This is a genomic window from Affinundibacterium fentianense, from assembly GCF_018139545.1.
GTDB classification, from domain to species: Bacteria; Pseudomonadota; Gammaproteobacteria; order Burkholderiales; family Burkholderiaceae_D; genus Undibacterium; species Undibacterium fentianense.
Genome location: NZ_JAGSPJ010000003.1, coordinates 12,730 through 27,076 on the forward strand (window position 1 = coordinate 12,730; position 14,347 = coordinate 27,076).

Below are 14,347 nucleotides of genomic sequence, written 5' to 3' on the forward strand. Positions count from 1 at the left end.
CAATCGTTTAGGAGATTTTGTAATGGCATTGAATAACCAACCACATTCGTCTGAAGACCAAGAAGTCAAAGATTTAGACTTTGCGAATCAGCCTTCAGAGACATCGACAACGTCGATTGAGAATGAGATTCATCAGCCTGCGGAGACGATAGAGGAGGCGCAAAACGTCAGAATGTTAGAAGAGATTGAAGTTCAAGCAGGTGAGCCCGAGGCTTTGCCATTTGCTGAACCAGAAAAAGAAATTAATTTTGACAGCACGATCAATCGCGTCGATGCAACGATTTTAGGCGATACCCTGGATAAAGGGCGCGACATTCGCTTGCCTTTGATCGGTCATCTTTCTCTGCAAAAACAAATCCGATATTTATTGATTGCGATGGGTTTGTCGCTTGGACTTAGTGCATTGTTCGTTTATTTGAATGCAAGTCAGTCGACTTTGATTTCCACTCAGGCACAAATTTCTGGTGAAATTTTGATGCACTCGCAGCGTATCGGTAAAGCTGCACCGAATGCGATTTATGGAAAACCAGCGGCATTCTCACAATTGGAAGAAAGTCAAAAGACGATCAACGCGAACTTGAAAGTGTTAATGGAAGGCGGAGAATACAAGGGGCGTTCTATTTCGAAACCAAGTTCATCAGTTGAGCCGATTCTGAAAGCAACAAAAGCTGCATGGACTAACTCGAGCAATGCGGCGTCGATTATTACGAAGACAAAAAAAGAATTGGCGGGCTTCCGTGAAGACTTGGAGAATATGAACTTATTGTCATCCGAGTTAGAAATTTTAACGAGCGATATTTCGACTCGCGAAGTGCAAGGTGGCGCCTCAGCGCAAGCGATTTTCGCATCAGGTCAGTTAGTGATGTTGACGCAACGATTAGCACGAAGCGCGAGTGAATTTATGACGACAGAAGGTATCAATCCAGAAAAAGCCTTCTTGTTAGGTAAAGATGCGAATACTTTTTACGAGTTGATTGAAGGATTTTTGAACGGTAGTGAAATTAATAAATTGGCTGCGGTGAAAGACCCTGCAATTCGTGCTTTGCTGACGACATTACAAAAAAAATTCGTAGACTACAAAAAGAGTGTTGATAGTATCTTGGCGAAAAATAATGAATTTATCGAAGCGAAAAAATCAGAACAATTGATTTTTAATGAAAACGAAGAATTAAAGCAAAAAATTTCAACCCTAGAAAAAACATATACAGCACAGCAAGACTCAACCAATCTATCTTTCTGGTTTTTGATGCTGTCAGCTACCTTAGCTTTGGTTTCTGCTGCAGGGATTGCGGTGGTGTTGTTGCAAGACAGTCGTAATCGTGCGAAAGAAGCGAATCAACGTCGTCTAGAGGCCGATGCGCAAATGCAATTGGCGCAGAAACAAGAGGAACAAGCGAACGCCGTGAACGAACAAAATCAGGCCGCGATTTTGCGCTTAATGAATGAATTGCAAGAAGTGGCGGACGGTGACTTGACGGTACAAGCGACGGTTTCCGAAGATATTACTGGTGCGATCGCCGACTCAGTTAATTACACGGTGGAAGAGTTGCGTGGTCTGGTTGGTCGTGTTACGACAACTGCGGTACAAGTTACAACAGCGTCGTCCCAAGCGCAAAATATTTCAGACGAATTGTTGGAGGCTTCGCATCAACAAGCGCGTGAGATTGTGGATGCGGGTAAAGCGATTACCACCATGGCAAACGATATTACAGAAGTTTCCCGTTCTGCGAATGAATCTGCAGAGGTTGCGCGTCAATCAGTTGCTGCGGCAGAGCAAGGTGCATTAGCGGTGGAAAACACGATCAAGGGCATGAACGAGATTCGTGAACAAATTCAAGAAACGTCTAAACGTATTAAGCGTCTCGGTGAATCTTCACAAGAGATTGGTGAGATTACAGAACTGATTTCCGATATTACTGAACAGACCAACGTTTTGGCGTTGAATGCGGCGATTCAGGCGGCATCTGCGGGTGAAGCTGGTCGAGGTTTCTCCGTTGTTGCGGAAGAGGTTCAGCGATTGGCGGAACGTTCCGCTGAAGCGACCAAGCAGATTGGTGCGCTGGTTCGTACGATTCAAACGGATACGCATGATGCGGTTGCCGCGATGGAAAAGTCAACTCAGGGTGTGGTTGAGGGAGCAAAACTGTCAGATGCGGCGGGTACGGCATTGTCTGAAATTCGTAGTGTTTCGAACCGCCTAGCGGAGTTGATTCAAGGTATTTCACTTTCAACCGAACAGCAAGCAACCTCAGCGAATGGTGTTGCACAAAATATTCAACACATTTTGACAATTACGGAAAAAACGCAAAACGGAACGCAGCAGACCTCACTCTCTATTAAAGACTTGTCAAAATTGGCGGAAGAACTGAAAAACTCAGTATCGCGATTCCGCGTGACTGCCTGAGCGTTAGCCACAAGTTAAAGCAGGAAATATACTGCTTTTAAATGCAATGCGGGAAACAAGGTTTCCCGCTTCCAGAGTTTGCGGGGTTTAAGAATGACATCAGGTTCTTCTAAATCGTTGGATTCAGGACATGAGCAATTTGATATTGCACCATTGTCTTGGGTGATGACGGAATTGCGGGAAGCCCTCACGAGTGCGGGCAAGTTGCTGAATGACGCTGTCGGTCAAGATGCAGATACTCAAACAACATCTTTGCTTCAAGCGAAAACTTATTTGCATCAAGCGCATGGTGCTTTGCAAATTGTTGAGGTAGAGGGCGTTTCGATTGTAACGGAAACGGTCGAAGAGTTAATTGAAAGAATTCAGGCCGACAAGCTAGAGATATCAGCGGATGTCGTTCAAAAAGTGACAGAAGCGTTTTATGCCGTACAGCGCTATCTCGAGGATTTGCTGGCAGGTAATCCACAGCAACCCGTACGTCTTTTTCCTGAATACCGAGCCTTGCTTGAGTTAAAGGGGGCAGAACGTATTCATCCAGCGGATCTATTTTTTCCATCGTTATCTGTTCAGGAAAAAATCCCTGAATTAGCTTTGTCGTTGACCCCTGTTGATATTAATTACGGCGCAATTCGATTGCGTTTTGAGAAATTGCTGTTGACAGTATTGACGAGTAAGGATGGCAATGCCAAGAGTGATGCCTGCCTGAAAATGAGTGGGCTGATTCGTGAGATTGAACAGGCGCAGACAACCTCGCAAACCAAAGCATTTTGGTTGGTGATGCGTGCATTTGCAGAGTCGGCTTCTTCAATTGATGCGCGCGATGAGCGGCATATCAAACAAATTTGGGGACGTATTAATCTCCAGATTCGTCGCTTGGTTGAAGGCAATACGAGTGTTCCTGAGCGCCTTTTGCGCGACGCTTTGTTTTTTATTGCACAGGTACGTGAGCCTTCGCCATTTGTAGCGCAAATTCGAAAGGCATACCAACTCGATAATCATGTGCCTGAGGACTATGATCAAAAACGCTATGGTTTGATTGCGCCACAGGTCTTGACTAACGTTAAAGAGCTGCTGGGAAATATTAAAAATTTGTGGGGCAGAATCTCCAACGGTGATCTTGGATTAGCAGAAAAATTTTCACAAAAAATGAAAGATTTGGCGGAGGTCGGTGCTTCATTGCATTCAGCTCCGTTGACGAAGCTGTTGCGCGAATTAAATGGAATCGCAAGTCACGCAGTGCGTGCACAAGACAAGGAGCGGATGGGACTTGAATTGGCAACTTGCTTGTTATTTCTAGAAAATTCATTAGACCAGATTACCCATTTACCAGCGAACTTTTCGGCTCGCGCTGATGAAATTTCAGCACGATTGCTTTCCGTCGTTGGCGGTGAAGTTCCTGATAATCAAGCGACTTGGATCGGTGAAATATCGCGTGAAGCACAACAGCGACAAACCATGGGTGTTCTCGTTGGTGAAATGCAGTTGAGTTTGAAACAAGCCGAAAAAGCACTGGATGAACATTTTAGGGACGTTTCAAACACCGCGATCTTATCGCCGGTAGATGGTATTTTGGCGCAAATTGGTGGTGCGTTGGCGATACTTGATCAGGACGATGCGCTTGCTGCCGTTTCGCATACACGTGAATTGGTGAAGCAGTTTATCGATGGTGAGCATGGTTTAAGTTCGGCAGAGTTAGGTGGCTTACATCAAAAAGTAGCGCAAAATGTTGGCGCCTTGTCATTCTTTATTGAAACGTTGCAGAGTCAGCCAGAATTTGCAAAAAAACGGTTTAGTTTCGATGGTGCAGCGGGTACCTTTCAAACGCGTCTGCTAGAAAAAGCGCCAGAAAAGGAGTTGTTGCCTTCGATACCATTGGAAGCTGATCCTCGCCAAGTGCATGTCGCTACGGCGGAACAAGATTTGATTGAACAGCAAAAAGAATCAGAGCGCTTGCTCGCTTCCTTGGTTCATTCTCCTGCTGACTCGGCATTGCAAGCGAAGTTGAAGGATTCCTTGGATAGTGAACGATCGTTCGCTGCTTTGCTTGACGACACCGAAGCCAGTACTCGGGCAAAAACGGCCATTGATTTGCTAGCACATGCGGATTTGTCGCAAGCGACCGCATTGGATGGCATTGTTGCCGCGACCTCCCATGTGGAAACGACTCCTGAAATTCAGTTAAGTCAAGAGTTACCGGAAACTGAGGAAGCAATTGATGCCGAATTACTTGAAATTTTCTTAACGGAGGCAGATGAGGTTCTTGGCGCAGTTCGTGAAAATATCCCGTTGTCCCGCCATGATTCTGCCAATCAGGAATATCTAATTCGCTTACGTCGTTCTTTCCATACTTTGAAAGGCAGCGGCCGAATGGTCGGCCTGACAGTATTTGGTGAAGGTGCTTGGAATATCGAACAAGTGATGAACTTGTGGTTGTCAGAGTCGCGCTCTGGAACGGAGCCGCTTTACCAATTGCTCGAATACGCGGCAGAGGAAATGTTTGCTTGGGTCGAAGAGTTAAAAGGTAAAGGAAGTTCGAATAGAAATTCTGACGCGATTATTGCAGCAGCGGTACGAGTGAAGGAGGGTCAAGCCTTCAGTCTTGATCAACCGGCTATTGAAGTCGTAACGATCAACGACGAACCTGAGCTTGCTTTAGAATTGGCGCAGCAAAAAACCGAAGTCGCTCCCGAACCACAGCATTCAGATATTGGTGAAACGCAATTAAGTGAAATAATCGAAGAAATACCAGAATTGCCGCTCGGCGAATTTGTTGATGAAGGTTTTGAACTTGAGATTCCAATATTGGAAACTGAGCAGTTCGAGCCTGAATTGGATTCGGCTGTTGGATTGACTCTCGTTGAGCCAACGACAAGTACCAATGTTTTACCAACTGATCCGCATGATGATTTGATTCAATCAGACTCTGCCTTGAATGGGAACAGCAGTGTTTTTGATGATGGAGACGAAATTCTTGATCAGAAGTTTGGTGAACCAGATTCATTCTCTGAGCAAAGTATAGTCGTCGAAGAAACGGATACATTAGATGTTGAGCCAAGTCAGGCGACTGCAAAGATTATTGAGTTCCCTGATTTCTCCATGCCGGTTTCCACCGATTCTGACAATACGAAACGGATTGGCGAAATTGAAATTAGTCTGCCGCTTCACACGATCTACATGGCGGAAACCGATGAAATTGTACGTTTCTTGGCACAGGATTTTGCTGAATGGCGTCATGAGCCTTCTCGACAAGTTTCACGTCACGCTGTGCATGCAGCACATTCATTGGCGGGAAGTTCCGCGACCGTTGGATTATTCCCTGCGCAAGAGTTAGCCCACAGCTTGGAAAATGTTTTGCAGCGATTGGAACGGCATCCGGTTGAACTCGAAAGTACGGAATTTGATTTACTCGATCACGCGGTTGAATGCGTGAAAGCGATGCTGTTGAAGTTCGCTTTGTCTGAAATGGCGGAGCGCGTTCCGCATCAAATTCAAGAGTTGAGCCAGCTACTCGCCGCAGTCATTGCACGTTCCAATGTTGGCGATGATGAGGAGTTCATAACGTCCACGAATGAAAAGCTGGATCCTGATTTACTGGATATCGTGGCGCCACAGAATAGTGTTGACTTTGATCCTGACGTTGACTCCGAACTTGCGCACCAAGAATCGCTAGAGCTGGGTGAGGTCGAGCTAGGTAATAACGCACTGCCTGAACTGAGCGTGACGACCGAATCGTTGCCTAATGACGGTGAGACGACTGCGACTTTGACGGTTGACCATGCAGGCGATAAAGCACTAGATAATTCATTGGAGTTGACTGATTCTGAGGTCGCAAATGCAGCGCCTGCAAGTATTGACGAAGATAGCTCCGCCCCTATTTCTAAAGATGCTGAGTTGGTCGCGGGAGAACAAGCGGATGTAGAAGTAGACCTGACGCGGTCACATGATTCGATATCCGATATGTCTCAGGTGCAGACATTGAATGGGCTAGACGAACCGGCGATCGCAGAGTTGGAATTGGAAAGTGTCGAGACACCTGCTTTAATTGTTGAACGTAGTAGCTCTGAAATTGAGCTGAAAGTTAGCGATGAAATCGACCAAGATTTGTTGCCAGTTTTCCTCGAGGAGGGGAATGATTTATTGCCGATGATAGGTCAATTGCTGCGTTCCTGGCAGCAAAGCCCTGAAGATGATGCTATTCCGCAATCGATTTTGCGGCTCATGCATACAGTGAAGGGTAGTGCACGTATGGCCGGTGCGATGCAACTGGGTCAGCACACGCATGATATGGAAACTCGTATCGAAAACTTAATGCATACCGGGAGTGCGATCCGTCAGCCTCTATTGGAGGATTTGATCGCGCGCCACGATTACGCGATGCATTTATTTGAACGTTTACAAAATCCGGAATTAGCGGCGCAGCTTGCTCCGGAAGATGATTCGAGTAACTTAAGTGCGACTGAAGAATTAAACCGTTATGTGGCGACAGCAGTTTCGGTTGAACCTGAAGCTAGTGCGAAGCCGCAGGAAATCGAAATTGATTCTATTTCTCGTGATAGCTCACCTTCGGAACAAGTTAGATCAGAAGCAGCGAATGATTTAGCTGACTCCGAAAACTCACGCTTGATCCCATCGCCTAGGGATGTGTCTGCGGTCGAAACGTCGGTGAATAAGCCGGCGATTGTCGCGCGCGCTTTAAGGCAAGTTGCACCGCAAGTGGTGACGCAGGCTAGTAATGCACCAGTGCCCTTGGTTCGTGTGCGCGCGGATATTTTGGATCGATTAGTCAATCAAGCGGGTGAGGTTTCGATCTCTCGATCGAAGCTCGAAAATGAGGTCGATACATTAAAGGCATCGTTATCAGAATTAACTGAAAACGTGAGTCGTTTGCGCGATCAATTGCGCGAAGTCGAGATTCAAGCTGAAACGCAAATCACTTCACGAATGGCATTTTCAGGTGATCGTGAATTTGATCCATTGGAGTTTGATCGATTTACGCGCTTACAAGAATTAACACGAATGATGGCAGAAAGTGTCAGCGACGTGGCAACGGTTCAAACTGCTTTGAACCGTACGATTGAAGGGGCGACGAGCGATTTGAATGCGCAAGCACGTTTGACGCGTGAGTTGCAACAAGATTTGATGCGCGTTCGTATGATTCCATTCTCAAGTGTGTCGGAGAGGCTCTATCGAATTGCTCGTCAGACCGCAAAAGAAGTCGACAAGCGTGTAAATTTGGATATTCGTGGTACATCGGTCGAGATTGATCGTAGCGTTTTGGAAAAAATGGTCGCACCTTTCGAGCATATGCTGAGGAACGCGATTGTCCATGGTATCGAATCGAGACAAGATCGAATTGCACGTGGGAAGAATGAAGTTGGTCAGCTGCTAATCGAGATTCGACAAGAGGGTAACGAAGTTGTTATTCATTTCAATGACGATGGCCAAGGATTGAATATCGAGCGCATTCGCGACAAAGCCAAGAACGTTGGCTTGTTGACTGATGAAACTTTCATGCAAGAGTCTGATGTAGTGAATCTTATCTTTGAGGCTGGATTTTCAACTGCGAATGAAGTCACAGAATTAGCAGGGCGAGGCGTCGGCATGGACGTGGTTCGGTCTGAGGCTGCGTCACTCGGTGGTCGTGTGTCGGTCAGTACCGTCGAAGGTCAGGGAGCACATTTCACGATTCATCTGCCTTTGACACTGGCGGTCACCCAAGTTGTGATTTTGAATGCGGGTGGAAAGACATTTGCCGTACCATCTGTTTTGGTCGAGCAAGTGCAACAACTGAAATCGGCGGCATTGGCAACAGCGTATAACGACGGTGCAATTATGTGGCAGGGAAATCGTGTCCCATTGCATTACTTGCCGAGTATGTTGGGTGAGCGCGATGCAACGCCTGATACACAACAATACACACCGATTCTGATTATGAAGAGTGATAACGAACGTGTCGCTATTCATGTTGATCAAATTATTGGTAATCGTGAGGTTGTGGTGAAGAACGTCGGACCTCAGTTAGCGCGGATGATCGGTATCGCAGGTGCGACAGTCTTAGGGTCTGGCAATATAGTTTTGATTCTCAATCCGGTTCCATTGGCGCAAAAAATTGAGTACGAGCGCGCGAAATTGCCCGATACGACGACTGATGCACTATCATTGGAAATGGGCGCGGTTGCTGAAATGGTGGCGCAGGAAAGTGCTCCATCAAATGTAGCGCCGGTCCAAGGCTTGCGTTCCCACCATATCGTTATGGTCGTCGACGATTCATTGACGGTGCGTCGGGTTACACAGCGCTTATTGGTACGCGAGGGCTACCAAGTCGTATTGGCAAAAGATGGCATTGATGCATTGGAGCAATTGCAATCCATTACGCCCGATGTGATGCTCGTCGATATTGAAATGCCACGGATGGATGGCTTTGATTTGACTCGCAATGTTCGCAGTGATACCCGCACACATCATATTCCGATCATTATGATTACCTCCCGAACCGCAGATAAGCATCGAAATTATGCGGCCGAGTTGGGTGTGAATGAGTATTTCGGTAAGCCGTATCGTGAGGACGATTTATTGGCTGCGATTAGTGGATTTGTGAACAAAACCGCGGACCTACCTATTTAAACTGATCTCGATCCGTTTAAAGATAAAAAAGCCCCGACTTATCGGGGCTTTTTTATTCTACGTCGGTTTTTTTACTATGCTATAACGCTCTAATGTTTTTTTTCTTGCGATGTCGTGATCAACGATAGGATAAGGGTAGGTAGATCCGAGTCTGACTCCCGCAGCTTGTAGCTCAAGTTGCCCCAGTTTCCATGGCGCATGGATTTGTTTTGAATTTAAGGCGTGGAGTTCAGGAACATAGCGGCGGATAAATCTTCCTTCCGCGTCAAATTTTTCTGACTGCGTAATCGGGTTGAAAATCCTGAAATAGGGTTGCGCATCGCAACCCGTGGATGCCGCCCATTGCCACCCCCCGTTGTTCGCTGATAAATCGAAATCATTTAAATGTCGTGCGAAATAGTGTTCGCCCCAACGCCAATCGAGTCCCAAATCTTTCACCAGGAAGCTTGCAACGACCATTCGTAGACGATTGTGCATATAACCTGTTTGAATGAGTTGGCGCATTGCTGCATCGACTAAAGGATAGCCCGTGCGTCCCTCGCACCATGCTTGAAAAAGTGATTCAGCAGGCTCGCCGTGTTCCCATTGAATTGCATCGTATTCCGGTTTGAAAGCCTTTTGTATGACTCTGGGATGATGGTGCAAAATCATAAAATAGAAATCGCGCCAAATTAATTCAGATAACCATACGGTTGCGCCATGCGAGTCGCTTGCTGTCCGGATATGTTGAATCGCTTGTCGCACAAGGTAACGAATAGAGACGGTACCAAAACGCAGATGGACTGATAAATACGATGGACCTTTCACAGCGGGAAAATCTCTCGCACTACCATAGAGACTGATGCGTGTTAAAAAATCGGTGAGTAGTTGCATTCCCGCTTGCATGCCACCATTTAATTTCATCGCATCGGATGCGACTCGCTCAAAACCTATTTCTTCCAGACTAGGAATCCTTTGATTTGTGAGCGCGCGTAAGTGATGTTGGTACTTTTCGACTGGATAGCTCTCAAAGAAAAAATCAGGCGGGGCTTCAAGTTCTGACGATAATTTCTTTAACCACGCATTCTTGTAGGGAGTGAAAACCGAAAATGGCTTGCCGGCAAGACTCATGACCTCATCCATCTCAAAAATCACTTGATCTTTGAATGTATGAAAATCACAAGCGAAGCTAGTTAAAGCGTCACGAACGTCCCTATCACGTTGTATCGCAGCGGGTTCATAGTCATGATTAGTAAAAACGGCTTGGGCTTCTAATTCTGCTGCAAGCCGAGGAATTTCATCGCGCGGATCTCCATACCTAACGATGAGATTGCCGCCCATTTTTTCGAGTTCATGGTTGAGTTCAATAATGCTGTCGTGAATGAACTGCACCCTTCGATCTTGTCGCGGTAGATGTTGCAAAATACCATGGTCAAAAATGAAAACGCAGTAACACTTTTGCGATTTTTTTAGGGCATGAAACAACGCAGCGTGGTCAAAGTGTCGGAGATCACGACGGAACCAGACGAGACTTGTTGAATAGTTCATATTTTCTAAAGCGGTTAAATTCTTCGAATCATAAACCGAACCTAAGTTAAATTGGATGAAACTGTTGGGTCACTGGACTCTCGCAACATGGCTCCAGAGTGTTTCTTGGGTAGGCGTCAAGCGATAATCTTGTTCCAAAAATGATAAAATACTGAAATGAAGAAGCAAAAAATAGCCCATATCGAAACGGATGACCTCGACATTGAGGAAATCGAACTGACCGACGAACTCGAGTCGGAAGATTTAGAACGGACAATCAAATTAAGACTGCGTTCCAATGACGGGGATACGTTCGATCAAAAATTCAGTCTGAGCAACCATTTTTTGATTGCAATGCCAACCATGAACGATCCGATTTTCGGTGGAAGTGTGGTGTACATTTGTGAGCACAATGCCCGTGGTGCAATGGGGATGGTGATTAATCGCCCGACCGATATGACAATCGCAGATTTATTCGAAAGGATAGATTTGCAATTAGAGATTATTCCTAATTCGCATCCTTTGGGACAACGAGCCGTTTTGTTTGGTGGTCCAGTACAAAGTGATCGTGGTTTTGTCTTACATGCAAATGCCGGCAAATATTCGTCTTCGCTTCAAGTTAGCGAAGACGTTGCATTTACAACTTCTCGTGATATTTTAGAATCGCTGGCTGCGGGTGAAACTCCCGAACGTCTCTTATTGAGTATCGGGTATGCAGGGTGGGATGCTGGTCAACTTGAGAAAGAGATTTTGGCGAATGGTTGGCTTACTGTGCCTGCCGATTTACGCGTGATGTTTGATATTCCGGTTGAGGATCGATTTGATGAGGCAATGAAGTTATTAGGCTTTGATCCTTTGATGCTTGCTAGTGTTGCGGGGCATGCCTAATCGTGGGACCTGATTTCGCGCAGATTGAATCGAGTATTTTGGCCTTTGATTTTGGTTTGAAGCGAATTGGTGTTGCCGTCGGCAATACCCTGATAATGCGTGCGCAGCCTCTGAAAATTATTCAGGCAGCGAGTAACGATGCGAAGTTTGAGGCGATCAGCCAATTGATACGAGAATGGCAGCCAACGATTTGTGTGGTTGGCTTACCGATGCATCCTGATGGTGCCCCACACGAGATGACGATCCGTTGTCAGCGGTTTGCAAATCAATTACATGGTCGATTCGGCGTTAAGGTCGAATTGGTCGATGAACGCTATTCTTCGGCAGTGCTTTCAGGAAGGCAAGGCGAACGAATCGATGATCAAGCCGCTGCTATTATTTTGCAGCAGTATTTTGACCAAATGGCAGGGTGAGAGCGACGGTTTGTTGGAATGGAGATCAATTTGATCACAGGAATATTGATATAGCGCTGCACAAAACGCGATGACTGAATGAACCGAAATTTCGCTAAATTGAGGGCGAAAGATCAACGATAAAATAAAGAGCGATGATGAAAAATCCACAGTTAAATAAAAACGGCGAGCTTCAACATTTATTGGGAATTGATGGTCTGCCAAAAAAGATTATCAGTCATATCCTAGATACAGCCTCGTCATTTGTTGATATTGGTGAGCGAGAGCTAAAGAAAGTGCCTTTGATGCACGGAAAGAGCGTCTTTAATTTATTCTTTGAAAATTCGACCCGAACCCGCACAACATTTGAAATCGCGGCGAAAAGATTGTCTGCTGATGTGATCAACTTAAATATCGCGGCATCAAGCGCCAGCAAGGGTGAATCTTTGCTCGATACGATTGATAACTTAGCTGCAATGCACGCAGACATGTTCGTCGTACGTCACGCAACTTCGGGTGCGCCATTCTTAATTGCGCAGCATTTAAATGACACGAATCAGCATCATGTGCACGTCGTCAATGCAGGTGATGGCCGGCACGAACATCCAACCCAGGGTTTGTTGGACATGTATACGATCCGACATTACAAAAAAGATTTTTCAAATCTTACGGTAGCGATTGTCGGTGATGTACTGCACAGCCGCGTTGCACGTTCAGATATTCACGCCTTGACAACCTTAGGTGCTGCCGAAGTTAGGGTAATCGGACCAAGAACCTTGTTGCCCAGTGGCTTGGAGCAAATGGGCGTGCGCGTTTTTACTGATATGAATGCGGGCTTGAGAGATGTCGATGTCATTATCATGTTGCGCTTGCAAAATGAACGCATGAATGGCGCCTTGCTGCCATCGACGCAAGAGTACTTCAAACAATATGGACTAACGCTTGAGCGTCTCGCGTTGGCAAAACCAGATGCGATTGTGATGCATCCCGGACCAATGAATCGCGGTGTTGAAATTGACTCTGCTGTTGCAGATGGCCCACAAGCCGTCATATTGTCTCAAGTGACTTTCGGGATTGCTGTGCGGATGGCTGTGATGAGTATCGTGTCGGGTTCGAATACCTAGGTTGTATTTGAATTGATATCGTTGAATACCAATCGAATTTTTTGAAAGTAGTGTGATGAATCTTCATATTAAGAATGGACGCGTGATAGATCCAGCTAGTGGCATCGATCAGATTCAAGATGTATTTATCAGTAATGGACATATTCTTGCATTTGCTGCGGCACCAGTTAATTTCGTCGCAGAACAAACGATTGATGCAACAGGCTTAGTCGTTGTACCGGGTTTAGTTGATCTTAGTGCTCGTTTGCGTGAGCCAGGTTTTGAATATAAGGCGACTTTGGAGTCGGAATTGCAAGCCGCGATGCGAGGTGGCGTGACAAGTTTGATTTGCCCACCCGATACCGATCCTGTATTGGACGAGGCGGGCTTGGTTGAGATGTTGAAGCAGCGAGCGAAAATGCAAGCTAAGGCAAACGTGTATCCACTAGGCGCTCTGACGATTGCATTAAAGGGTGAAAATCTGACCGAGATGGCAGCACTCACGGAAGCAGGCTGCGTTGGATTTTCACAGGCAGAAGTCGCCATTGTCGACACCAATGTCTTGCAGCGCGCTCTTTCGTATGCAGCGACTTTTGGCTACACGGTATGGTTACGTCCCCAAGATCCTTTCATTGGTAAAGGTGGCGTCGCGCATAGTGGTCCACTTGCGTCGCGTCTCGGCTTGTCTGGTTCTCCTGTCATGGCGGAGACGATTGCCCTACATACCTTGTTTGAATTGATGCGATCGACGGGCGCCAAAGTCCATTTGTGCCGAATTTCATCCGCCGCCGGGCTTGAGCTGATTCGACAAGCTAAGCGAGAAGGATTGCCATTAACTTGCGATGTCGGCGTTCATCACGTGCATTTGACAGATAATGATATTGGGTATTTTGACTCAAATGCACGCTTGACACCTCCGTTGCGTAGTCAGCGTGATCGCGATGCAATTTGGGCTGCGCTCGCGGATGGAACCATCGACGCAATTTGTTCAGATCACACTCCAGTTGATGATGATGAAAAAGCTTTGCCCTTTGCAGAGGCATCTCCTGGCGCGACTGGTCTGGAATTATTGCTCTCGCTCGCGGTGAAATGGTCAGAGGACAGTCGTGGTGCGGTTAGTCTTAGTCATGCATTAGCAAAGATCACTGCTTCACCAGCGCAAATGGTCGGTTTGACTGCTGGCCGTTTAGATGTGGGCGCCCCAGCAGATTTGTGCATGTTTGATCTGGACGCTCGTTGGTTCGTTTCGCGTGATGCTTTAGTTAGTCAGGGCAAACATACGCCATTCCTCGGTTATGAGCTTCCGGCAGTGGTCAAAGCGACAATCGTCAATGGACGAGTTGCTTACATTGCCGAGTAGGATAATTAGGAATCCTATTGGTAACTCGATGCAGCAATCTCTTTCTTTGAATATTCCTGTTTGGTTTTTG

Annotated in this window: 7 protein-coding genes; 6 read left to right on the top strand and 1 reads right to left on the bottom strand. The window is 46.3% G+C overall.

The features are described 5' to 3' along the window. Nucleotides 1–22 precede the first annotated feature (22 nt). Together KDM90_RS07840 and KDM90_RS07845 are read left to right on the top strand one after the other, a co-directional pair. Entirely contained in the window at nucleotides 23–2,404 is a 2,382-nt protein-coding gene (locus tag KDM90_RS07840) for a methyl-accepting chemotaxis protein (RefSeq protein ID WP_230409685.1), read from the top strand. A gap of 93 nt (nucleotides 2,405–2,497) precedes the next feature. Next, nucleotides 2,498–9,028, top strand: coding sequence for a hybrid sensor histidine kinase/response regulator (locus KDM90_RS07845; RefSeq protein WP_212675067.1), 6,531 nt, complete (start codon nucleotides 2,498–2,500; stop codon nucleotides 9,026–9,028). A gap of 57 nt (nucleotides 9,029–9,085) precedes the next feature. Here KDM90_RS07845 and KDM90_RS07850 read toward each other — a convergent pair whose 3' ends face one another. Then, nucleotides 9,086–10,555: a cryptochrome/photolyase family protein gene (locus tag KDM90_RS07850; RefSeq protein WP_212675068.1), complete on the bottom strand. Its 1,470-nt coding sequence runs from the start codon at nucleotides 10,553–10,555 to the stop codon at nucleotides 9,086–9,088. A gap of 156 nt (nucleotides 10,556–10,711) precedes the next feature. On the opposite strand from KDM90_RS07850, the gene KDM90_RS07855 reads away from it, so the two are divergent. From KDM90_RS07855 to KDM90_RS07870, 4 genes are all read left to right on the top strand, one after another. Then, complete coding sequence (locus tag KDM90_RS07855) at nucleotides 10,712–11,422, top strand: YqgE/AlgH family protein (protein ID WP_212675069.1); 711 nt, start codon at nucleotides 10,712–10,714, stop codon at nucleotides 11,420–11,422. A gap of 2 nt (nucleotides 11,423–11,424) precedes the next feature. After that, on the top strand, nucleotides 11,425–11,835 hold the full coding sequence (gene ruvX / locus KDM90_RS07860) for a Holliday junction resolvase RuvX (RefSeq protein ID WP_329605307.1): 411 nt from the start codon (nucleotides 11,425–11,427) through the stop codon (nucleotides 11,833–11,835). 137 nt (nucleotides 11,836–11,972) lie between these two features. Continuing rightward, nucleotides 11,973–12,938, top strand: coding sequence for an aspartate carbamoyltransferase catalytic subunit (locus KDM90_RS07865; RefSeq protein ID WP_212675427.1), 966 nt, complete (start codon nucleotides 11,973–11,975; stop codon nucleotides 12,936–12,938). Nucleotides 12,939–12,993: 55 nt separating this feature from the next. Further along, the gene (locus KDM90_RS07870) at nucleotides 12,994–14,277 is read left to right on the top strand and encodes a dihydroorotase (RefSeq protein WP_212675070.1); all 1,284 of its coding nucleotides are present in this window, start codon (nucleotides 12,994–12,996) and stop codon (nucleotides 14,275–14,277) included. Nucleotides 14,278–14,347 lie beyond the last annotated feature (70 nt).

Bases quoted from the DNA above. Each gene is read 5' to 3' on its own strand.
- KDM90_RS07840 (WP_230409685.1), top strand. From the start codon at position 23: ATGGCATTGAATAACCAACCACATTCGTCTGAAGACCAAGAAGTCAAA.
- KDM90_RS07845 (WP_212675067.1), top strand. From the start codon at position 2,498: ATGACATCAGGTTCTTCTAAATCGTTGGATTCAGGACATGAGCAATTT.
- KDM90_RS07850 (WP_212675068.1), bottom strand. From the start codon at position 10,555: ATGAACTATTCAACAAGTCTCGTCTGGTTCCGTCGTGATCTCCGACAC.
- KDM90_RS07855 (WP_212675069.1), top strand. From the start codon at position 10,712: ATGAAGAAGCAAAAAATAGCCCATATCGAAACGGATGACCTCGACATT.
- KDM90_RS07865 (WP_212675427.1), top strand. From the start codon at position 11,973: ATGAAAAATCCACAGTTAAATAAAAACGGCGAGCTTCAACATTTATTG.
- KDM90_RS07870 (WP_212675070.1), top strand. From the start codon at position 12,994: ATGAATCTTCATATTAAGAATGGACGCGTGATAGATCCAGCTAGTGGC.